Source organism: Bacillus sp. z14 (2026), assembly GCF_058313575.1.
In genome coordinates this window covers 305,679-327,322 of record NZ_JBZFQK010000001.1, presented here as the reverse complement: position 1 = coordinate 327,322, position 21,644 = coordinate 305,679, and the positions used below count along the sequence as shown (strand labels likewise).

Below are 21,644 nucleotides of genomic sequence, written 5' to 3'. Positions count from 1 at the left end.
CGGGAGATTGAAACGATTAATAGATAATCAATAAAAAAGGAGCAGGTATTAGAGATTTATATATTTTCTAATGCCTGTTTATTTGCACAATTTATATCTTCTGAAATAGACTAATAATAGCGTTTTCAATCACGTTTGTTGTGAAGGAATACATACAAAATATAAAATTAGGTTACACCTCTATATGATAAGGAGAGAAAGTACATGCAAATTGAACAGAAGGTATTTGGTGAAATTGAGAATCAGGAAGTTGTGCAATTTTCAATTACTAATAAATCAGGATTTACCGTTCGTTTTATAAATTATGGTTGTGTGATTACAGATATTATTGCTCCTGACCGTGAGGGAAATATGGAGAATGTCGTATTGGGGTTTGATTGTATGGAAGATTACGAGAATCATTCACCTTATTTTGGAGCGGTTGTCGGCAGAATTGCAGGACGAATCGCAAATAGTCAGTTCACTCTTAACGGGAAGTCCTACCAGATCACTAAAAACGAGGGGGATAACCACCTGCATGGAGGGGTTAAGGGGTTTAGCCATGTTCTTTGGGATTATAAAGTAGTAGAAGAAAAGGATGCTGTTGGGGTTGAATTCAGCTATACAAGTAAAGCAGGAGAAGAAGGATTCCCTGGCAAGGTAGAGGTTACAACGACTTATTTAGTAAATGAAAACAATCAGCTTGATATTCGCTATAAAGCTACCACCGATGAAGATACGATCATCAATTTAACGAATCATACATATTTTAATTTAAGTGGTGACTTGAGCAAAACAATCAAAAATCACGAATTACAGCTCGAAAGCAGTCGATATATTGAGCTTAAGGAAGATTCTATTCCGACTGGTCGATTAATTCCTGTCGAGGGAACACCGTTTGATTTTACGAATAGCAAGCCGATTTCTCAAGGTGTCGATAGTGGCTACAAACAAAATGAGTTAGCAGGCAATGGCTTTGACCATCCGTTCGTTTTGGATTCCAATTTTAATAGAGAAATAGAATTATACGATCCTGAGAGTGGACGTAAATTATTAGTGGAAACGGACCAACCAGCCGTTGTTATTTATACTTGCAATCAATCGGAAGGGGATTATGAAATCAGGGGTGTCCGTCCGCATCATCATATGGCTATATGTTTGGAAACACAGGGATTCCCAGATGCTATTAACCAACCTGATTTCCCTCCGGTCACACTTAAAAAAGATGATGTATATCAAGCGCATACGAGATATATTTTTAAATAAGGCTATGTTTAAAGAGAGTGATGCTTTTAATGGATTAGACGAGGACCTTTAAGATTGGGTCCTCTTTTTGTGTCTCTGCTTATTACAAAACCGATAGGATAATTCTCCAGTTAGCTATGACAAAACAAATTACAATGCCATTTTTAATTGCATTTACGAGAATTCTATTGTATTTTAACTCTTTCGATTTATCGTCATTTCGATACAAAGGTAGGTTAATATTATGCGGATCCTTTTCAATGAAATTGAATACAAACCAAATTAATAATCCGAAGAACGGAAGAGCTAAAATGCTTTTTTTCTCCCCCCAATGTGAAACATGACCGTTCGAATCGAATGTCATAGGAATACTATTGGGTATATCTGACCATCTAATCATTATGTATACAAAAATGATTATAAGTAGGATTAAAGATACTATATTAAAACTAAATTCAAATAATGTTTTTTTGTTTTCGATGGGATGCTTGACCATTTACGCCCTCCTTTTAAAATAGATAACCTAATTTTACCATATAACCAAATAAACGTAATGCAACTATACGAGAATCCTACAAAGTATTGAAAACTTTGGCAACCATTATCTTTAAATAAACAAAAAAAAGAGAGAGCGGGGTTTAATATCCGCTCTCTCTTTCTAAAATAACCAATATACTGGTCTACAACAATCCTTTTCGTTTGTATTCCATTAATCGCTTATTGATCCAAATGGCCGCCTGTGTCGCATCCCCCATGGCAATCGTGGCCTGTTCGGAGTGCGATACAATATCTCCCGCTGCCCATACATTTTTAACATTGGTTTCTTTTGTTCGTGCATCCACTTTAATATGTCTGTTATTCTCTATATGAACACCAATTTGACTGGCCAATTCTGTATGAACTTTATTGCCGCCAAAGCCGATAAAAGCTCGATCAGCTTGCAGGGATTCACCATTTTTTAAATGGACGCCTGTAAAAAAGTCCTCTGATTCTTTTGACACAGATTCTATTTCCTCTTCTAAGTACGTAATATGATGTTGGTTAAGTTTAGATAGAATGTCCGCTGAGACAGGTGTTTTCTCATGATTGATATAGGTTATAACATCCGTCCAATTTAATAAAGATACTGCAAGATTGGCACCTGGATCACCAGCACCCATCACAATAATTTTTTTATCCATCGCTTCGTAGCCATCACAATCTGTGCATATATAAATGGTGCTGCCCAAGCACTCTCTTATATTGGGGATATCAGGTATCCGATCGGTAACGCCTGTAGCCAGTAAAATAGTCTTGGTTTGATACGTTTCGTTATCAGTCGTTATCAAAAATTCATCATCTCTTTTAGATATTTGCTTCACATCAGATTTGATGAATGTAACTCCTGTTTCAGATGCTTGCTGCTGTCCTTTTTTTCGTAATTCTTCACCACTGACGCCTTCAGGCCATCCGATGATATTTCGATAATCCTTACATAAATTAGACCGTCCTGCTTCCTTAGAATCAATAACTAAACAATTAATTTGGCTTCTGCCCATTTGTATTGCCGCCTGAGTGCCGGCAATACCTCCACCTATAACAATACATTCCCAAGAATTTCTCATAGTAGTACCATTGCCTCCTGCTTAACGTCATCCCTTAGTATCAGGATGAAATAAGATATTATACCCTTCTATACCCATTCATACTGTATTTTGACAAACAATTGGTCGAAATGTAAAAATTAGATATCCGAATAAGAATGGAGGTTGAACGATTGGATCTTAAATTAGCAGGAAAAAACGCGTTAGTGGTTGCATCTAGTCAAGGTTTAGGAAAAGCTATTGCGCAAAAGTTAGTGGAAGAGGGCGCAAATGTGATGATAACTGGCAGACATGCAAACAAGTTAGAAAAAGTGGCAAATGAACTAATCCCTTTAAACAAAAAAAGCAGGGTTGTCTATTGTGAAGTTGACATTACAAGGCCTGAACAAATTAAGGACTTGGTAAGGAAAACGGTGCAAGAGTTTGGAACAATTGATATTCTACTCAATAATGCAGGAGGACCGCCGGCAGGGACATTTATGGAATTATCTGATGAGGACTGGCAAAACTCGTTTGAATTGAATTTATTAAGCTATGTTCGAATGATTCGAGAAGTGTATCCTTATATGAAAGATCAGGGTGGAAGGATTCTTAATATGGCTTCTATTTCTGTTAAGGAACCAATTCAGGGATTGCTGTTATCCAATACATTCCGCCTTGGTATTACCGGTTTAACGAAAACATTAGCATCTGAATTTGCTCAGGACCATATCTTAATAAATACGATTGCACCTGGTGTTATATCCACAGGTAGGATAACCTATTTGGATGAAAAAACAGCCGAGCGTCAAGGGTTATCCATAGATGAAGTAAAAGAAAATGCACAAAAGCAAATTCCGCTTGGCCGATACGGAGAACCAGAGGAATTTGCTAACTATGCAGTATTTCTGTTATCAATGCTCAATACGTATGTAACCGGACAAGTATTATTAGTCGATGGTGGAAAAGTGAAGGGAATTTAATTTCTATTAGAGTTTGAAAGAATACCCGTCCATTTGTAAAAGATAGAGATTGAATGAGGAGATTTATTGAAATAAATAATTGTGTATTCGCTTTATATTTTTTTTGAATTTATTCAGCATAGCAAGTGGTTATTCTAATGAATCTCTTTGGAACTTTATATGAAAACCATTAATAATTTTGAACGGCATCGTCAACAACGATGCCGCTTTTATATGGTTCCTTTTTAATAAGATTTAATCTATGATTTTTCTTTTCCTGATAAAGAAGCGGAAATTTTAGGTGTCTCTTCGAATAAGTCTTTAAAGTCCTATTAGGTTGATAATTCAACATTAGTTCGCTTGCTTTTCGGATTTAATCTTTGAAGATACGGTTTTATTTTTGATGAAAAGCAGGTTGGGTGTCATTTTCCCTTCCATTCGCGCAGACTTACTTACCAATATAGAGATCAAATTGGCCATCGTAAAGGCTGTAATAGCAAGAAGTACTCCTGCAGCCATATCTGTCAGCCAGTGTATGCCAAGATAAATAGTGGAGAACATGATTATTCCCACACTGCCAGTCATAAACCATTTAAAAGGCTTATTGTTCGACTTATAGCTTAAGAATAATAAAGTCAGTGAAATCGAGTTATGCAGGCTTGGGAAACAGTTATTCAATCCTGATACATTCCGATATTGAGTCTCAAAGTCCGGATAAACTTCCGGGATTAAAAAGTGTACCTGAGAATGGACATACCATACCTCATTAACAGGTAAAAAAAGATAAAAGGGTATGGCAATAAGATAATTCAGCCCAACGGCATAAATAAATGTATAGAATAATTGCTTGTTTTGTTGGATGAAATAGAGGACAAATGATGTTGAAATCAAAGTGACAAATATAATGATGTAGAAAAAAGTTGTGATTTCTGTTAACCAAATATTATACAATAGGTTTTGGAAATTAGCCAGTAATTGCCCTTCATACTGCTGAATAATATGAGAATAGTCCCCGATATGAATAAAATTGCTCTCTATTTGCAATTCCAGTTTATTGATTAAAAGTATAGTCCCAAGTAATGCAAAATGAATCCATGATTTTTTGTTCTTTCGGCTATCCCATAAAATCTTAAATACGATGAAAGGGTTACGCTTTGATAGGATAATAACTAAAAAAACCGTCATAATCGTGATGGTGATAGCAATCGTAAACATAGATTGATACATATACAGACGTTCCCTTCCTGATTCAATATATTCATAGTGTATATATTATAACGTTTTGAATTGTAGGAATAGTAAAAAGGGTCCAATTTTTACATATTTTATTTGAATTGAATGTTAAGCTTACAAATTTTATAAAAATCTATATAAATTTTGAAGAAAAATGAAAAACAATGAAACTTCTTAAAACTTGATTCGTAAATACAAATATGGGAAACTAAGCCTGACTACTAGAATTACAGGAGGAATTACTTTGTTAAAGAAAATGTTAACTGCTTTTATGTTGGTTACCTTTGTATTTGCACCGGTGGCTGAACATGCGTTTGTAGGAACTTCACACGAGGTTAGTGCAAAATCATACCGTTCAGGTAAAAAATCGTTCAATTCAAATAATAACCAATCTAATTTCAACCAAAACAATTCAACAGTTAATAAGCAAAAATCAACAACAAACAGCAATGCCAAAGCAACTAAAACAAATTCATTTAATAAAGGTGGATTCATGAAAAGTATGATGCTTGGCGGTATTGCCGGTTTATTATTCGGCGGTTTGCTAGCTAATATGGGTGCCATGGGATCCGTACTTGGTTTATTATTGAATGTACTTGCAATTTTGCTGATTGTTGCTTTAATCAAAAAAATCTTTACACGTAGTAACCGTCCACGAAAAGAGGTTGACGGAACGTGGAGACAATAAAAATTTCAGAGAATGAGATTATTAATTCACTTTGTGTTTATATCGCAGCTAAAAAGCAAGTCAATCCTGAACAAGTTGAAATTGAATTATTGTATGACGATAAATATGGGTTCTCCGCAGAAGCACATGTTAATGGAAGATCCCAAATTCTAATCACCGCAAACATGATTGAAGCACTGCGTTTTTATATTGAGCATGAGCTGAATATGGATCCATTTGCTGCAGCTATTGAACTTGAATTAGATGACGAGGAAGGCATTATTGCCTACGTTCAATAAAAGTATGAAAAGAGGCTTAGGCCTCTTTTTTATTATTTAAAATGATTAGCTTATAATCAGTCTATTCATCAATTGACTGGGACTGTTACGTATTTTTAGAAAATTATAAAAATGTTCGTGACTTTATACATATTGGTCGCTAATATAAAAAGCATAAGAAATTATTTAAGCGCTTACATACATATAGGAGGAAATAAAAGATGCATCCTTATTTAAATGAAGAGCATGACATATTTAGAAAATCCTTTAGAAAGTTTCTAAAAAAAGAGGCGTATCCATACTATGACCAGTGGGAGAAAGAGAAACTGATTCCAAGAGAATTTTGGTCCAAGCTTGGTCAAGAGGGATATTTATGCCCGGATTTACCAGAGCAATATGGCGGCTTGGAAACGGATTGGGGTATATCAGTTGTCATTAATGAAGAACTCGAGCGCCTTGGTTCCGGTACAATCGGGATTGGTCTCCATAATGATATTGTTGTGCCGTATATTAACGCCTATGGTACGAAAGAACAAAAGGAGAAATGGGTTCCCAAATGTGTCAGCGGGGAAATCATCACAGCTATTGCCATGACAGAACCAGGTGCAGGCTCTGATCTTGCTTCCTTATCTACATACGCAGAATTAAAAGAGGACCATTATATTTTAAATGGACAGAAGACCTTCATTACGAACGGAATCCACGCAGACCTCATCATTGTAGCTTGTAAAACGGATTTACATGCTATACCCAAGCATAAAGGAATAAGCCTGCTTGTTGTCGAAAGAGATATGGAAGGCTTCTCAAGAGGACGTAAACTAGAAAAAGTGGGTATGCATTGCCAGGATACAGCGGAGCTCCTATTTGAGGATTGTATCGTACCAAAGGGAAATTTGTTGGGAGAAGCAGGGAAAGGCTTTATGTATATGATGGATAAGCTCCAGCAGGAACGGTTAATCGTAGCTATTTCAGCTCAGGTTGCTGCTGAGGATATGCTTCAGATGACGCTCGATTATGTTAAGTCAAGGAAAGCATTCGGAAAATCAATCAGTGATTTTCAAAATACGAAGTTTAAGCTGGCTGAAATCGCATCCGACATAAAAATGGGAAGAGTATTTCTTGATCAATTAATTGCAGATCATATAGCCGGGAAGAATATAGTAGCAGAAGTCTCAATGGCCAAGTGGAAATTAACAGATATGTCTAAACGCATCTCGGTTGAATGCATGCAGCTACACGGTGGATATGGCTACATGGAAGAATACAAGATTGCCAGACGATTCAGGGATACCCCGGTTGCCAGTATTTATGCCGGTACAAATGAAATTATGAAGACGATCATTGCTAAGAACCTTGGACTTTAATGGGGGAAAGTGAATTAGCATTGGACTCAAGGTCAGGTGAGATTTAAGAGTACTATATTCAATTAATAGGAGGAAGGGGTAATAATGATGATGCACGTGCCATTAACTGTACATTCTTTGCTGGAAAGAGCTGAAAAAGTATTTCCGAAGAAAGAAGTGGTATCAAGGACTCATGATAAGGTGCAGCGATTAACGTACAAAGAGATCGGTGAAAGGACAAGAAGGCTGGCGGATGTACTCCAGAAAATGAATGTATCAAGAGGTGATAAAGTCGGTACGCTGGCGTGGAATCACCATCGCCATCTCGAAGCATATTTTGCAGTACCTGGCATTGGAGCTGTTGTCCATACCATTAATATTCGTTTATCCGCAGAACATATTACCTATATTATTAATCATGCAGAAGACAAGGTACTATTGATTGATGAAGATATTGTACCCCTAATAGAAAAAATCGCCCCAGCGCTGACAACCGTCAAGGCCTGTATCATTATGACGGATCAGACAGAAATACCCTCAACAAGTCTTAAACCCGCATATTCATATGAAGAACTTCTAGCAGTCGGCAACCCGAAAACTCCATTTATAAATGATTTAGATGAAAATGAAATAGCAGGAATGTGCTATACATCAGCAACAACTGGGAATCCAAAAGGTGTATTGTATTCGCACCGGGGGATTGTGCTGCATAGCTTCGCACTCGGCCTAGCAGATACAACAGCTGTTTCTGAACGTGATGTGGTCATGCCTGTTGTGCCAATGTTTCATGTGAATGCCTGGGGATTGCCATTTGCGGCCACCTGGTTTGGAGCAACTCAGGTTCTGCCTGGACCTCAATTTAATCCTAAATTATTAGCCGAATTTATCCAATCAGAAGGTGTGACAAAAACAGCTGGTGTGCCGACAATTTGGTTAGGTCTCCTGCAGGAGCTTGAAAAAGGTACATATGATACCAGCACATTGGAATTTATTTTATGCGGTGGCTCGGCTGCACCAAAAGGATTGATTAAGCAATTTGAAATTAAATATAAAATACCATTCCTACATGCTTATGGAATGACAGAAACGGCACCATTGGCAACTGTATCACGTCTGAAAAGCTATCAGTTAGACTTACCGGAAGAAGAGCTGCTCGATATTAGAGCTAAGCAAGGCTTGCTTGTACCAGGCCTGGAAATGAAAGTGGTCGGCTCTGAAGGAGAAGTGAACTGGAACGGATTGGATATGGGTGAGCTGATGTTACGGGGCAACTGGATTGCAGATGAATATTATCGTGATGAACGGACTGCTGAGGCATTTAAAGACGGATGGCTGTTGACTGGTGATATAGCAACTGTAGATGAAGAGGGCACAATCAAGCTGGTCGATCGAACAAAGGATTTAATTAAGAGCGGCGGTGAATGGATTTCATCTGTTGATCTGGAAAACGCCTTAATGGCTCATGAGGCGATATTTGAAGCAAGTGTCGTAGCCATACCGCATCCCGAATGGCAGGAAAGACCGGTCGGGTGTGTAGTTCTTAAGCCTGAATTTCATGGAAAGGTTACCGAAGAAGAGATTCAAAGCTTCCTTAAGCCGCAATTTGCAAAATGGTGGATTCCAGATGAAATCATCTTTATGGATGAAATCCCGAAAACCTCCGTTGGTAAATTTCTAAAGGCTAAATTGAGAGAAATGATTCAAGAGAGAGTATCTAATAACTAATAGTGGATAGGTAGGGGAGAAGTCTAAACCATCAAGGATATGGTTTAGGCTTTTTTATTGCGGTTGCTTTATAAATCTAAGGATGAATCGGTAAATGCTGGTATGATTTGTTCTCTCCTGTAAAGAATAAAGGAATAACTACTATTCATTAAGGAGTGTACTTTATGAACCAGTCATTAGGATATGTGAAGGAAATTTTATCAGCACATACGGAGGACAGCAAAGTTGGCAAGCATATTTATAATATGATTTCTGACGGAAATTACGACAGCGGAGAACAGTTTGTCAGAGATTTATCAGTGGGTGAAAGTCACTACCTAAATAGGGTTTTACAAAATGCCATTGCTTATTCAAACCAAGAGCAGGACGAAGAACGATCCAAGCATTTAAATGAGATTTATGAGTTGTTGTTTGTTTGAAGAATTTTTATTTCGCACGACTTCAAGATTACAAAATCAAGCTTTGCTGACATCATACGTTTCAGGGAGAAGGCAGAACGATTCAATTATTCCAGAGACACTATATAAGATTTATTTACTAAAAATTGCTCAAGAAGAAAGGAGGTGCATAGCAACTCCTTTTTTATATTTGTCCTATCAAGGCAAAATAGAGAACGAACGTACTGGGAAGCCTGACGCTTTTTCAGGTTTCGGTACGATATTAAAGATGATAGCTCCTTTAGGAGGCAACTTGTCCAGGTTTTTCATGAGTTCAATTTGATACGTATCCTGAGAAAGTACATAATATTCGCCTCTAAGTTCCCCATTTTTACGGAAGTCAATAGCTGAATCGGTGTCAAAGGTTTCATGGCCAATAGCTTTGATTCTTCGTTCTTCAAACAAAAATTTCAACGCTTCATAGCCCCAGCCAGGGATATGATTATGGCCTTCCTCATCTTTGTTGGAGAAGGCCTCTTTGTCTGGCCAGCGCTTGCTCCAGTCGGTGCGCAAAGCCACAAATGTATTTGCCTCAATTGTTCCGTGTTCTGTTTCAAAATCTAAAATATCATGGATGGTGAGTGTGAAATCAGGATTCTTCGCCGCCTCTTTTGATTTGTCAATCACAATCAAGGGCAACACAAGCTCCTTTAGTTCCAATTCGTCCAAATACCGGGTGTCTGGCACGAAATGAATGGGAGGATCAATATGGGTTCCATATTGACCAGCGAACGAATAACGCTGTGCCATGAATCCGTCTTCATGAGTAAATAAAGTATCAATCTGTGCGTCATCAAACATAAAGAAATGAGGGGAATCTGGTCCAAATGTATGAGTGAGGTCCACCCACTCCTTAGATTTCAAGATATTAAGTACCTGCAACAGATTGTTTACCATCTACTCAGCCTCCATAATTTTCAATTTTCAAATAATTATTATATACTTTATCATAGAGGTGTAACGGCAACAAGCTCTCCCTTTAAAAAGAATATCAGGTATGATATTTTTTATTACACTTGCAATAGTTAATATCATTACAGATAAGAGAATGGTTAATGAATTGAGCATGATTTTTACCAATAGTGAAATAGAATTATTCATTCTTAAAAAACTTATCCCGGTCAAAGTTATTATTGCAAAGACGGTTTTACTATTAGAAATTTAAAAAATCTGTATTCAACTATTGGTTAAATAAATTATAATTAAATTACTATATTCGCTAATTCGGGGAATTTACAAATGCATTCGCTTTCCCCTTTTATTAATTAGATCCAATCGATTAGATTGATAGAAATATCGAAAGGGGATACTTATATTTGAATTCAAAATACCTGGACTTACTCGTCCAAAAATATGATTGTGAAGAAAAAGTAGTAACAGAAATTATTAATTTGGAAGCCATCCTTAACCTACCGAAGGGGACAGAACATTTTGTCAGTGATTTACATGGGGAGTATCAAGCTTTTCAACATGTACTGAGAAACGGTTCCGGGAATGTAAAACAAAAAATCAAAGACTTGTTTCAAGATGTTTTATTAGAAAAAGAAATTAATGAATTTGCGACATTAGTTTATTATCCTGAAGAGAAATTAAAGTTAATTAAAAATCAATTTGATAATAAAGAAGAATTGAATCAATGGTATATCGTTATTATTGAGCGGATGATGAGACTTATTTCTCATGCTTCATCCAAATATACCCGTTCGAAATTAAGAAAAGCATTGCCAAAGCAGTTTGAATTTATTATCGAAGAACTGCTGTACAAAACGAATCAAGCAAATAAGGAAAAATATTATAATGAAATTGTTGAGCAAATCATCTCCTTAGGCCAAGCTGATAAACTCATAACAGGTCTTGCCTATACAACTCAGAGATTGGTTGTCGATCATCTTCATGTTGTTGGCGATATATATGACCGTGGACCTGAACCTGATAAAATCATGGAAACTCTAATCAATTATCATTCGGTTGATATTCAGTGGGGTAACCACGATGTACTTTGGCTAGGTGCTTATTCTGGTTCATTGGTTTGTCTTGCTAATATTATTCGTATTTGTGCAAGGTATGACAATCTCGATATTATTGAAGATGTGTATGGAATCAATTTGAGGCCTTTGTTAACTCTGGCTGAGAAATACTATGATGACAATCCGGCTTTCAGACCAAAGGTACATTCAGATCAGAAACTATCTAGTCATGAAAAATTACAAATAACGAAAATTCATCAAGCAATTGCGATGATTCAATTCAAACTCGAAATGCCTATAATAAAGAGACGTCCGTGCTTTAATATGTCAGATAGGCTTTTATTAGAGAAAATTGATTATGATAAAAATGAAATAACGATTTATGGGGAGACTTACCCTCTTGAAAACACTTGCTTTGCCACGGTTAATCCCGAACAGCCTGAACAGTTATTAGAGGAAGAACAGCAGGTTATGGAAAAGCTATTATTCTCAGTTCAGAATTCAGAAAAGCTCGCGAGACATATGAATTTCCTTATGAAGAAAGGAAGCCTTTATTTAAAATATAACGGGAACCTATTAATACATGGGTGTATTCCTTTAGATGAAGAAGGAAATATGGAGAAGATGACCGTCGATAATAACACCTATTCAGGTCGTGAGTTACTTGATGTTTTTGAGCAATATTTACGTTATTCTTTTGCACATCCTGAAGAGTCGGGTGATCTTGCGACGGATATGGTCTGGTATTTATGGACGGGAGAATATTCGTCACTCTTTGGAAAAAGAGAAATGACAACTTTTGAGAGGTACTTTATTAAGGACAAGTCAACCCATAAAGAAAGAAAGAATCCATACTATCATTTACGCGAGAATGAAGAAATTTGTCGCAAAATACTAGCTGATTTTGATCTGGATCCTGACACAGGTCATATCATAAATGGCCATACACCAGTTAAAGAAATAGAGGGAGAAAATCCAGTTAAGGCAAATGGAAAAATGATCGTAATTGATGGAGGTTTCTCCAAAGCATACCAATCAACTACAGGCATAGCAGGATATACATTGCTATATAATTCTTACGGTATGCAATTGGTCGCCCATAAGCATTTTAATTCAAAGGAAGATGTCTTACTTAACGGGACAGATGTTTTATCAATAAAAAGATTGGTAGATAAAGAATTAAAACGGAAAAAGGTTAGAGAAACCAATATTGGAGAGAAAATAATTCAGGAAATTTCAATATTAAATAGTTTAAGGGAATATCGCTATATGGATTGATAGCAGCTTGTACTTAAAAAACAGGAACAGTGTTCCTGTTTTTTTTGTTTAAGCAAAATCAATATGGTTAACTTTATACTTCATGTATCGGTCTTCCAAATGTGTTTATACCTATATTCTTTAATTGCTTTTCTAAATGTTCTGGCTTCACTTTCCCGTTCTCTTGGCAGTAAGTTGGATAGTAATAAGGTGAGGCGACATGTGCGTCTAAATTCAGCCACACTGTAAGATAGATATTGTGTACATCTCTTACGGGTAAAAATTCTCCGCTTTCCAATTCCACATCATCATCTACACCATATTCGAACCGGCAACAAGAACATATTTCAAAAGAACCCACTTGTAACTGTTTGGAATCATAATAAGCGGGTTCATCAAGCCCTTTATGACCGCATACGGGGCAAATATATTTCATAGTTTATAATCTCCTTGTTAATTGTGTGACTTCTAAATAAAGGTAAATGACTTCTTTGTTTTCTTTATTTCCTATATTATAGTGAGGGGTTCCTTAAATTATCAAACCTATTGTAATCTATAATTTACAAATAAGTCTGAATACGCTTATCTTATTATTTGGGATACATGTAAACTTTGCAATAATTAGAATTGATTTCAAGAAATTACGAACAGGGGGAAATGTTTTGAAGAAAATTATACTAATCATCGCAGTACTGTTAATGGTTTCTTTTGTACCTGATGCTTTTGCGCATTCTCATTTAGAGAGTTCTACACCTAGTGACGGAGAAGTTATTTCAGAAGAGTTACGTGAAATAACATTAATATTTAGTGGGAAAATTGAACAAGGCAGTACTTTTAAACTATTGGATTCCAAGGAACAAGCTGTTTCAGTTGAAAATATTACGATCACGGACACTGAAATTACAGGAACAATTCCTGTTAGTTTGATAAATGGAAATTATGTTGTTGATTGGAATATTATTAGTGCAGATGGCCATCAAATGGAAGGGGAGTTTTCATTCGAGGTGAAAATTGCTGAGACTGAATCTCCACTAGCTAATAACGATGAGGAAGAACAAGTGAGTAAAAATGTAGAAAATCATGAAGGAAATCAAGATGGTTTAAATGAACAGGATTCGAATGAAAATGTTGCTAATGATCAAACAGAAAATGATATATCATCCAATCTCGTTCCTATTATTATCGGTGTTTTAATAGTCACTATTATAATCACCTTTATTGCATTAAGGAGAAAAAAATAAACAATGTCCTCTGTAATTTTTAGCGAAGTTGCCCTATATCTTTGTCTTTCCATATTAATGGGCAGTTTTATTCTATCCATTGTTCCAAACCATCATCGGCCTAGCATATCTGTAGGAAAGAAATATATGATCTTAGCTGCCATTGGTGTTGGATTATTTTCTTTTTCACCCGTACTCATTCGAATCTTGAACTTACAGCAAAGAGTAGACTGGCAGGGGAGAATACAAACGGTATTATTAACGTTCGAAATTGGCAAGGCATGGATTTTTACAACTATTGTGATGTTAATTTTACTCCTGTTTATTGCTAAATTTCACCAAAGAGAAGATTCTAAATACTCTTGGATTGGATGTATTTTAACCATTCTTTTGATTATGGGCCTTGCTTGGTCCAGTCATGCAAGTACATCGGAACAGATCATCGGTTTTTTAACTCATTTTGTGCATGTTACTGCTGTAACGGTCTGGGTTGGTATTCTATTTGTTATAAGTTGGTTCTCAAAAAATCAAGAGAATTGGCTGCAGTTTTTGCGATGGTTTACCCCAATCGCAATTAGTTGTGTCCTAGTGACAGCTGCTTCAGGAATAGTCCTTATGACATTTGTTATAGATCTATCGCAATATCCAAATTCTTGGATGGTTGATTATGGACAATTTTTATTGATAAAACATATTCTTATTATGGTGCTGCTTGCCTACGCTTTCGTTAATGGCATACTCATTCGACGGAGGTTAAGGGAGGACGAAACCTTTAATCCAGTTCCCTGGGTGAAAGCCGAAAGTATAGTAGCACTACTGATTTTTTCGGCAACTGCTGCAATGAGCCAGCAATCACCGCCAAGTGCAGGTACATTGGAACATGAAGGATTATCTTTTCTATTCGAACTCTTTTATCAAGGTCAGTATTATTCAGGAATGGATGTTCAGATGAGTGTAAATTCAATCAGTATCTTACTTATTACTATTGCTTTTCTATTTTTAGCCTTGCTATTTTATGCGTTTATTAAAAAAGCTTCATCAATGATTACATTAGTGCTTAGTATCTTCTTTGTCCTTTCAAGCTATTTGGCTTTGATCATGAGTGTTAGTTAAAAGGGAATTATTATAAATTTTTCCGTAGGTTTTAAGTTAGCGATTATAAAATGAGTTTATTTTTAACAAAATGGGTGCCATTCATGAATGGATTGGCCTTTTTCTATATAAGGAATATATGTCGATGTACGGGCTACGCTGAAATTGAAAAAGCGATTAAATCGGTGATTAAACGTGAAGCAATAGAGTAACGAATAACTACAAAGTATTCATAGGGTGTGGTCATCAAGCAAAAAAGATTTAATCGCTTTGCCAACTATATTTTATATTCGTTCTTACGAAACGAAAGTCAGCAGAAGCATAATGAATAGGAACGTCCTAGGCATTTATAGGACGTTTTTATTAATGAGAAATATAAAAATTATTTATGGATATATGCATACAGACTATTAATTGCAATTTACTCACAACTATGCTCAAAAACATGTGGAGCTTATTGTATGGTACTATCTGAAATTATAAAGATAAGTATATAGCTGATTCGATTGTGAGGATATAGGATATATCCCATTGAGATAAAGAAACGTGTGGAAATACATTTAATTATATCTAGCATATAAAAAATTTTGTATATGACTAACTTCATTTTTTAATGAATTAACTAACGAAAATAAAGCATTCACATCATTTTGCAATAGGGTAATCTGGTTCTCGATTTTTTTAAATTGTTTGTTTTGTTCTTCCCTGTATGTTTGCTCATTCTTTTCATTTAATTCTGATTGTTTTATATCCAGAAAAGTACCGCCAATAGATACTAAATCACCAATTGTTATAGTACTTGCTCCAATTAATGCAAGGATAAAACCTAAGTTGGATTCATTGGCCTGGTCAGGGGGGGGAGAAGAATCTGCCGTATTTTCTAATTGCTCTTCTTCTTCAATTTCCTCAACTTCGCTTGCCTCAAAGCTGATGCCGAGAACTGTAAGAAGGTTACCTATTGTGACAATCATTTGGCCAAATAAATCAACCTTATCTCCAAATTCAACAGGCAAAGATTCGATAAATTGATTTTCTGAGTCCTTTTTAATCAACTCTAATCACCTACTTGATTGTAGCCTGATTTTCTCCATAACTTTTAATGTAGTTTGATTTAAATCCTCTTGAATTCTTTTTAATGATGAAAAATCTTTCTCAAGTTCTATTTCATTTAATTCAAATAAATGATCCATACTATCAGTGTTAAATACGTTGTTTAGGCAATTTAGAATCCCTTGGAAGGATGATACTAGTTGAGTATGTTCAATGACTAAAAATGAGGGAGGAATTGTATTTTCTAAACAAAGAACGCTAGTCTGTGCAACATTTACTGCATTTTTTAAATCTATATAGTATTGTTCTGGGTTTATGATTAAACCATTATCAGCAAACTGTGGATAGATTTTATTTGATATATAGACTAAGTTACCGCCGGCTAATTGAAGAGCATGCCCATATTGTTTTATAGTGTTTGCCATATCTTTTCCCCTTTGATCTATAAAGTAAGTTAAAACAATATATGCCCAAAGATTAAAGAAGTTCCAAGAGTATATAATCTGGATGCCATTGTGATTACAGATGTCTTTTTTCAAATGATTAATATATGAATTGTAATATTCCACCAAATAAAAAAGGAGTTCCAATAAATCGTCAACATGACTTTTTGGAACGCCTCTATTTATAAAGAAATGCAATTTTATCTATTTATAGTATACAACTGAATTAACGGTTTGAAATTTGGAAAGATCCGACTCACTTATTGTTTGAGCGATTGCTTGGATGATAGCACCAATAGCTTGTATCCAGCTGCCTATGGAATTGAATTGCTGTCTCTTAAGACTGGTTGATGGTAAAAATCCCGCTATTACTAACATATTAATCCCAATGGTTTGTAACAAACCTCCGAATGCATTATATAGATTAGCAAGTTTGGTGATTCTTTCCAATGAATACATAAAAGACAAAACCGTGCCCAATGCTTGTCCTTCATTTCCTATATTGAATACGGTTTGTTGTGCATTTGAATCACTAAATGGAAGGATATAACCGGCCACTTCCGCAGACAAGCCGCCCGCCTGAATTATATTACCAACTTTATTTAGTGTCAGGACGCTCTCAGTGTCAACCAGGACTGTCGTAGCCGCAAGCTGAAGATTGTAACCAATTAAATTGATATCAGATGAGGCCTTATTATCGAGTGATATAGGTGGTGTATTCCCAATAGCAGTTACAATTCTGCCAAACGCGCCTACCCACATTGCACCTGTTGTAATCTGTGTTTTGGTTTCTATTTGAATCACCAACTTAATTTGTGGTTTTAGTCATACACCATCGTATTCAAATATGTAAATTTATGTTCTGCTAAATTAAATAACGAAAAATTCATGCAGCATGGTCCTATTTCCAGAATTTCTTCAAGAAGGATGTAAATAAAAGTGATGAATATGAACTTTGTTTTTTATAATAGCGAGAAATTTGAAGGAAATGTACCTACTTATATATGTAAGCATAAAAGTAATAAGTTGGGGGGCTGCCCGACCAACCGACATTGGGACACCACTAGAAATATTTCAAAATGTATAATCTCATCTATTGTTTTCGGCAGATTATCGGCAAACGTTAGACAGCTACTTTACACACAAAAAAAAGCCTTGATAAATCAAGGCTTTTCGTACGTCCCAGAGAGGATTCGAACCTCCGACCTACAGTTTAGGAAACTGTTGCTCTATCCTGCTGAGCTACTGGGACTTATGTAAGATACTTTATAATTATAATAATTTTATTACTAAAGGTCAACTTTATTAACCAATTAATATTCTAAATTAATAAATATGATTTTGTTTATTACGGAAAATGTTATAGGGTGTTAAATTCCATATCACTGAAATCTCGATCTATTTCAGTGATTCCTTTACCATAATAAGACCCTTTTCTTTCATTAAACATTCCAGTGCTGTTTTAAAGGTTGAGAATGCATGTAGTGAATTGGTAAAAGGTAATTGGGAAGAGACTAAGTCTTTTACAAATTCTGGTGATAATCCTACAACAAGGACTTGTATTCCCATCACTTTTAAGGAGGATATTAAGTTTCCTATATTCTCACCCATCAGTTCTAAATTATCACAATCTTTTAGAACGAAACCGGAAAAATCAAGTACAATGGAATCGATTTCTGAGTTGTTTACATAATTTAATATGATTTGAATAACCTGATCAAAGTAGGCTACTGAAACATCAAAAGTTAAAGGAACAAGTAAGGTGTCGGGTATGATGGAAGCGATCATCGGGACTGAAACTTTACGGTCCTTAGCTTCCAACTCCCTGACTTTCTCGGTTAAATCATTTATTTGCTTAAGAAGTAATTCTTTTTCGTTAGTCTCCATCTTCAACCTCGCTTATATAAAATATATACATTGACTTCAGGTATATTATTGTTTAATTCGGTAGTAACACAAGTAAATCCTTTATTTTTAAAAAAACTTCGAAATTAAACCGACTGATAAGAATACTATATATAAGGGTGGATTGTTTAGACCTAGAGTTTACATCTACACAGTATAAAAATATTTTTAGAGTACTGCTAAAGATTCTGTAGAGTTATATATTTGCATTTACGTATACAAAAAACTATAAACCCAATAATAATTTTGAAATGGATATTTTTATAGGATTATCTAAATTATAAACAAATAAAGGTTTATTGCCTTTTTATTAGGATTGTTTAGTACTCAAAGGATGTTATTTTAATAAAATATGTGAAAGTTTTTTGAACTTTTAGATGAGGTTTATTATATTCATAAGTGGTTTCATTTTATATTATCATTAGTTTTATGTTATAGTTTTTTTTAACTATATTATTCAAGGAGGCTTACTTGATAGAAGGTGAAAGGCTTAGAATGATAATCCAATGCAACAGACTCCTTTTAAAGATGTTTTTCAATAGAGAAGGATCTTCCGCTTAACTCTTCTTGAATCGTGTCCTACCATGGTAAGGAAGGATAACGATTAATTTCTACTTTTAATTATATTTTCACCCAATTTGAGAGCATATAACATTCTCGGTTTGGTCTTTTGCATGCAGAAGAGTATTTAGAGATTATAAGGATGTAACCAAAACTAATAACAAAACGTAAAAAACTATGAAACTAGTAAAAATTTTTAAAAATAATTTGGAGGTGAATCCCTCTTAAGAGGGAAATAATTGGACATAACCACGATAATCAATCTTGTTTTACTTGTAGTACTAATAGGAGCCTCAGGGTTCTTTGTAGCATCTGAGTTTGCGGTAGTAAAAATTCGGATGTCCCGTATTGATCAATTAATTTCAGAAGGAAACAAAAAAGCAGTGCTTGCGAAAAAAGTAGCAAGTGACCTTGATTACTATCTTTCTGCCTGTCAGCTTGGTATTACCGTAACCACTTTAGGACTTGGTGCACTGGGTAAACCAGCGGTGGAAGGTCTATTGTATCCTTTGTTTAATCTTTTTAATGTGTCTGATGCTGTTGCATCAGCATCGTCCTATGCGATTGCATTTATACTGGTTACTTTCTTGCATGTTGTAGTGGGGGAAATGGCACCAAAAACGCTTGCGATCCAATTTGCCGAAAAACTCACACTAATGCTTGCGCCGCCTTTATATTGGTTTGGCAGAGTGCTGTCACCATTCATTAAAGCTTTGAATGGGACATCGAGAGTCATTCTTCGTGCATTTGGAGTCAAACCTGCTGGACATGAAGAGGCATATTCTGAGGAAGAACTAAAGATTATTATGACTCAAAGCTTTCAGGGCGGGGAAATTGATCAAACGGAATTGGAATACATGGAAAACGTGTTTTCGTTTGATGAACGTGTTGCCAAGGATATTATGGTTCCAAGAACTGAATTGGTTACGCTCGATTTGAATATGAATTATGACGAAATCGTGAGTATTATTGATGAACATAACTACACACGTTATCCGGTTGTTGAAGATGGGGATAAAGACAAGATTGTCGGTGTAGTAAATGTGAAAAAAATGCTGACTCATATTGCTGCCAAAAGAGAACGTAAACTTGAAGAATTTGTTAGAGACTTGCCTTATGTTCTTGAAGCAACCCATATACAGGATGCACTGTTGAAAATGCAACAGGAACGGGTACATATGGCTTTAGTCATTGATGAATACGGAGGCACTTCAGGAATTCTTACGATGGAAGATGTTCTGGAAGAAATTGTGGGAGAAATCCGCGATGAGTTTGACGCTGATGAAGTGGCCGATATCCGTAAAGTCGGAGAAAACCAATATATGATTAATGGACGAGTCCTTTTGAGTGAGATGGAGGAACTGTTTGGTTTAGAGTTTGAGGACAGTGAAGATATAGATACAGTTGGAGGCTGGATTCAATATCAAAAAATTGATACTGTTCAAAATGGAGACTCATTGGAGCATGGTAAGCATCTATGGGCTGTAAAGGAAATGGATAACCACCAAATTAAACAAGTATTGTTTACTCAAAATGTCAAGAAATAATCAAATGAAAATATTGGAACAACAAATTTTTTTACTATTCTTGGAGGTGAATCCCCCTTTTTGGGGGAAATAATTGGACGGATCAATCGCTTTAAATTTATTTTTAGTAGCTATATTTATTGGGCTTACTGCATTCTTTGTTGGTGCTGAATTTGCCATTTTGAAGGTAAGGATGTCCAGAATTGAACAATTGATATCTGAAGGCAACAAAAAGGCGGTTCTTGCCAAAAAAGTTGCAGAAAATCTAGACTATTACCTGTCAGCATGTCAGTTGGGTATTACGGTTACAGGATTAATATTAGGTGCGTTGGGGGAACCAACAGTCGAAAAAATGCTCCATCCCGTATTTGATGAATGGGGGATCTCAGATTCAGTATCTACTGTCCTGTCCTATGTAATTGCTCTTACGATCGTCACGTTCTTGCATGTTGTTATAGGTGAACTTGCTCCTAAAACATTGGCGATCCAATTTGCAGAAAGATTATCCTTGCTTTTATCGCCGCCGCTATATTGGTTCGGAAGAGTAACAAAACCTTTTATTAATGCATTAAATGGTTCTGCGCAATTTATCCTTCGAATTTTTGGTGTACAGCCTGCTGGACATGATACAGTCCATTCGGAAGAAGAATTGAAACTAATTGTCACTCAAAGTTATGAGAGCGGAGAGATAAATCAAACTGAGCTGGCTTATCTAGAGAACATTTTTGCATTTGATGAACGTATTTTAAAAGATATTATGATTCCAAGAAATCAAATTGTCACTTTGGATAAGCAAATGTCTCTTGAAGAAATTCTTGAAACGCTTGATCGCTATGAATATACTCGCTATCCTGTTACGGAAAATAGCGATAAAGATCTTCTGGTTGGATTTATTAACACAAAAGAAATGCTGACAAATATAGCAGCAGGGCGTGAAAGACCGATTCAGGATTTTATTCATGATATGCCGCGTTTGAAATCAACTACTCATATCAAGGATGTATTATTAAAAATGCAGCAGAGTCGGGTGCACATGGCTATCGTTGTAGATGAAAAAGGCACTATAGCCGGCTTGGTCACGATGGAAGACATTTTAGAAGAAATTGTTGGAGAAATTAAAGATGAATACAATGGAGATGAACTGCCTGCAACTTAATGGCAAGTTCGTTCAATAGTATGTAGAAGGAGGGAG

The 21,644-nt window shown here is 35.7% G+C and carries 21 protein-coding genes and 1 tRNA gene; 12 read left to right on the top strand and 10 right to left on the bottom strand.

The window, feature by feature from the left end:
* Positions 1-204 precede the first annotated feature (204 nt).
* The gene (locus tag AC4G3O_RS01455; protein ID WP_139891872.1) at positions 205-1,245 is read left to right on the top strand and encodes an aldose epimerase family protein; all 1,041 of its coding nucleotides are present in this window, start codon (positions 205-207) and stop codon (positions 1,243-1,245) included.
* 82 nt (positions 1,246-1,327) lie between these two features.
* Here the strand turns inward: AC4G3O_RS01455 and AC4G3O_RS01450 are convergent, their stop codons facing one another.
* Both AC4G3O_RS01450 and AC4G3O_RS01445 read right to left on the bottom strand, forming a co-directional pair.
* A complete protein-coding gene (locus AC4G3O_RS01450) occupies positions 1,328-1,720 on the bottom strand; it encodes a DUF1648 domain-containing protein (protein ID WP_066103528.1) in 393 nt (130 codons plus the stop codon).
* Between the two features lie 184 nt (positions 1,721-1,904).
* Positions 1,905-2,828, bottom strand: a complete 924-nt coding sequence (locus AC4G3O_RS01445) for an NAD(P)/FAD-dependent oxidoreductase (RefSeq protein WP_066103529.1) — start codon at positions 2,826-2,828, stop codon at positions 1,905-1,907.
* Between the two features lie 152 nt (positions 2,829-2,980).
* On the opposite strand from AC4G3O_RS01445, the gene AC4G3O_RS01440 reads away from it, so the two are divergent.
* Positions 2,981-3,769, top strand: coding sequence for an SDR family oxidoreductase (locus tag AC4G3O_RS01440; protein ID WP_066103531.1), 789 nt, complete (start codon positions 2,981-2,983; stop codon positions 3,767-3,769).
* A 330-nt stretch (positions 3,770-4,099) separates the two neighbouring features.
* On the opposite strand, the gene AC4G3O_RS01435 is transcribed toward AC4G3O_RS01440, so the two are convergent.
* Positions 4,100-4,975 carry a phosphatase PAP2 family protein gene (locus AC4G3O_RS01435; RefSeq protein ID WP_066103533.1) on the bottom strand — a complete coding sequence of 292 codons (876 nt, stop codon included), beginning with the start codon at positions 4,973-4,975 and terminating at the stop codon, positions 4,100-4,102.
* A 250-nt stretch (positions 4,976-5,225) separates the two neighbouring features.
* Between AC4G3O_RS01435 and AC4G3O_RS01430 the strand changes: the two genes are divergently transcribed.
* The 5 genes from AC4G3O_RS01430 to AC4G3O_RS01410 all read left to right on the top strand — a co-directional run bounded on the left by AC4G3O_RS01430 (position 5,226) and on the right by AC4G3O_RS01410 (position 9,413).
* Positions 5,226-5,669, top strand: coding sequence for a hypothetical protein (locus tag AC4G3O_RS01430; RefSeq protein WP_225983572.1), 444 nt, complete (start codon positions 5,226-5,228; stop codon positions 5,667-5,669).
* Entirely contained in the window at positions 5,657-5,947 is a 291-nt protein-coding gene (locus tag AC4G3O_RS01425) for a YxcD family protein (RefSeq protein WP_066103535.1), read from the top strand. Before AC4G3O_RS01430 ends, AC4G3O_RS01425 begins: the two co-directional genes overlap by 13 nt.
* A gap of 200 nt (positions 5,948-6,147) precedes the next feature.
* Positions 6,148-7,290 carry an acyl-CoA dehydrogenase family protein gene (locus AC4G3O_RS01420; protein ID WP_491135715.1) on the top strand — a complete coding sequence of 381 codons (1,143 nt, stop codon included), beginning with the start codon at positions 6,148-6,150 and terminating at the stop codon, positions 7,288-7,290.
* Between the two features lie 84 nt (positions 7,291-7,374).
* Positions 7,375-8,994: a long-chain fatty acid--CoA ligase gene (locus AC4G3O_RS01415; RefSeq protein ID WP_148629769.1), complete on the top strand. Its 1,620-nt coding sequence runs from the start codon at positions 7,375-7,377 to the stop codon at positions 8,992-8,994.
* 164 nt (positions 8,995-9,158) lie between these two features.
* Positions 9,159-9,413: a sigma-G-dependent sporulation-specific acid-soluble spore protein CsgA gene (locus AC4G3O_RS01410; protein ID WP_066103540.1), complete on the top strand. Its 255-nt coding sequence runs from the start codon at positions 9,159-9,161 to the stop codon at positions 9,411-9,413.
* Between the two features lie 177 nt (positions 9,414-9,590).
* Here the strand turns inward: AC4G3O_RS01410 and AC4G3O_RS01405 are convergent, their stop codons facing one another.
* Positions 9,591-10,328, bottom strand: coding sequence for a cyclase family protein (locus AC4G3O_RS01405; RefSeq protein WP_139891876.1), 738 nt, complete (start codon positions 10,326-10,328; stop codon positions 9,591-9,593).
* Positions 10,329-10,747: 419 nt separating this feature from the next.
* Here AC4G3O_RS01405 and fbp point away from each other — a divergent pair, with 419 nt between their 5' ends.
* Positions 10,748-12,676: a fructose-1,6-bisphosphatase gene (gene fbp, locus AC4G3O_RS01400; RefSeq protein WP_066103543.1), complete on the top strand. Its 1,929-nt coding sequence runs from the start codon at positions 10,748-10,750 to the stop codon at positions 12,674-12,676.
* Between the two features lie 73 nt (positions 12,677-12,749).
* On the opposite strand, the gene AC4G3O_RS01395 is transcribed toward fbp, so the two are convergent.
* On the bottom strand, positions 12,750-13,091 hold the full coding sequence (locus AC4G3O_RS01395) for a hypothetical protein (protein ID WP_148629768.1): 342 nt from the start codon (positions 13,089-13,091) through the stop codon (positions 12,750-12,752).
* Positions 13,092-13,317: 226 nt separating this feature from the next.
* Between AC4G3O_RS01395 and AC4G3O_RS01390 the strand changes: the two genes are divergently transcribed.
* Entirely contained in the window at positions 13,318-13,896 is a 579-nt protein-coding gene (locus AC4G3O_RS01390) for a copper resistance CopC family protein (protein WP_139891877.1), read from the top strand.
* A 3-nt stretch (positions 13,897-13,899) separates the two neighbouring features.
* Positions 13,900-14,988 carry a copper resistance D family protein gene (locus tag AC4G3O_RS01385; protein WP_139891878.1) on the top strand — a complete coding sequence of 363 codons (1,089 nt, stop codon included), beginning with the start codon at positions 13,900-13,902 and terminating at the stop codon, positions 14,986-14,988.
* Positions 14,989-15,527: 539 nt separating this feature from the next.
* Here AC4G3O_RS01385 and AC4G3O_RS01380 read toward each other — a convergent pair.
* The 5 genes from AC4G3O_RS01380 to AC4G3O_RS01360 form a co-directional block, all read right to left on the bottom strand.
* Positions 15,528-16,019 (bottom strand): hypothetical protein, encoded by a 492-nt coding sequence (locus AC4G3O_RS01380; protein WP_148629767.1) that lies wholly within the window; start codon positions 16,017-16,019, stop codon positions 15,528-15,530.
* Positions 16,020-16,025: 6 nt separating this feature from the next.
* Positions 16,026-16,442, bottom strand: a complete 417-nt coding sequence (locus tag AC4G3O_RS01375) for a hypothetical protein (protein ID WP_066103550.1) — start codon at positions 16,440-16,442, stop codon at positions 16,026-16,028.
* 222 nt (positions 16,443-16,664) lie between these two features.
* Positions 16,665-17,264: a DUF6944 family repetitive protein gene (locus AC4G3O_RS01370; protein ID WP_066103552.1), complete on the bottom strand. Its 600-nt coding sequence runs from the start codon at positions 17,262-17,264 to the stop codon at positions 16,665-16,667.
* A gap of 374 nt (positions 17,265-17,638) precedes the next feature.
* Positions 17,639-17,712 (bottom strand) — tRNA-Arg (locus tag AC4G3O_RS01365).
* A 146-nt stretch (positions 17,713-17,858) separates the two neighbouring features.
* Positions 17,859-18,347 carry an STAS domain-containing protein gene (locus tag AC4G3O_RS01360; RefSeq protein WP_066103554.1) on the bottom strand — a complete coding sequence of 163 codons (489 nt, stop codon included), beginning with the start codon at positions 18,345-18,347 and terminating at the stop codon, positions 17,859-17,861.
* Between the two features lie 818 nt (positions 18,348-19,165).
* Here AC4G3O_RS01360 and AC4G3O_RS01355 point away from each other — a divergent pair.
* Both AC4G3O_RS01355 and AC4G3O_RS01350 read left to right on the top strand, forming a co-directional pair.
* On the top strand, positions 19,166-20,473 hold the full coding sequence (locus AC4G3O_RS01355; RefSeq protein WP_066103556.1) for a hemolysin family protein: 1,308 nt from the start codon (positions 19,166-19,168) through the stop codon (positions 20,471-20,473).
* A gap of 73 nt (positions 20,474-20,546) precedes the next feature.
* Positions 20,547-21,608 (top strand): hemolysin family protein, encoded by a 1,062-nt coding sequence (locus AC4G3O_RS01350; protein WP_066103558.1) that lies wholly within the window; start codon positions 20,547-20,549, stop codon positions 21,606-21,608.
* Positions 21,609-21,644 lie beyond the last annotated feature (36 nt).

What these genes read in the sequence shown, in the direction of transcription:
- AC4G3O_RS01395 (WP_148629768.1), bottom strand. Translation starts at nt 13,091, where the DNA reads ATGAAATATATTTGCCCCGTATGCGGTCATAAAGGGCTTGATGAACCC.
- AC4G3O_RS01450 (WP_066103528.1), bottom strand. Translation starts at nt 1,720, where the DNA reads ATGGTCAAGCATCCCATCGAAAACAAAAAAACATTATTTGAATTTAGT.
- AC4G3O_RS01360 (WP_066103554.1), bottom strand. Translation starts at nt 18,347, where the DNA reads ATGGAGACTAACGAAAAAGAATTACTTCTTAAGCAAATAAATGATTTA.
- AC4G3O_RS01385 (WP_139891878.1), top strand. Translation starts at nt 13,900, where the DNA reads ATGTCCTCTGTAATTTTTAGCGAAGTTGCCCTATATCTTTGTCTTTCC.
- AC4G3O_RS01405 (WP_139891876.1), bottom strand. Translation starts at nt 10,328, where the DNA reads ATGGTAAACAATCTGTTGCAGGTACTTAATATCTTGAAATCTAAGGAG.
- AC4G3O_RS01445 (WP_066103529.1), bottom strand. Translation starts at nt 2,828, where the DNA reads ATGAGAAATTCTTGGGAATGTATTGTTATAGGTGGAGGTATTGCCGGC.
- AC4G3O_RS01455 (WP_139891872.1), top strand. Translation starts at nt 205, where the DNA reads ATGCAAATTGAACAGAAGGTATTTGGTGAAATTGAGAATCAGGAAGTT.
- AC4G3O_RS01415 (WP_148629769.1), top strand. Translation starts at nt 7,375, where the DNA reads ATGATGATGCACGTGCCATTAACTGTACATTCTTTGCTGGAAAGAGCT.
- AC4G3O_RS01435 (WP_066103533.1), bottom strand. Translation starts at nt 4,975, where the DNA reads ATGTATCAATCTATGTTTACGATTGCTATCACCATCACGATTATGACG.
- AC4G3O_RS01375 (WP_066103550.1), bottom strand. Translation starts at nt 16,442, where the DNA reads ATGGCAAACACTATAAAACAATATGGGCATGCTCTTCAATTAGCCGGC.
- AC4G3O_RS01420 (WP_491135715.1), top strand. Translation starts at nt 6,148, where the DNA reads ATGCATCCTTATTTAAATGAAGAGCATGACATATTTAGAAAATCCTTT.
- AC4G3O_RS01410 (WP_066103540.1), top strand. Translation starts at nt 9,159, where the DNA reads ATGAACCAGTCATTAGGATATGTGAAGGAAATTTTATCAGCACATACG.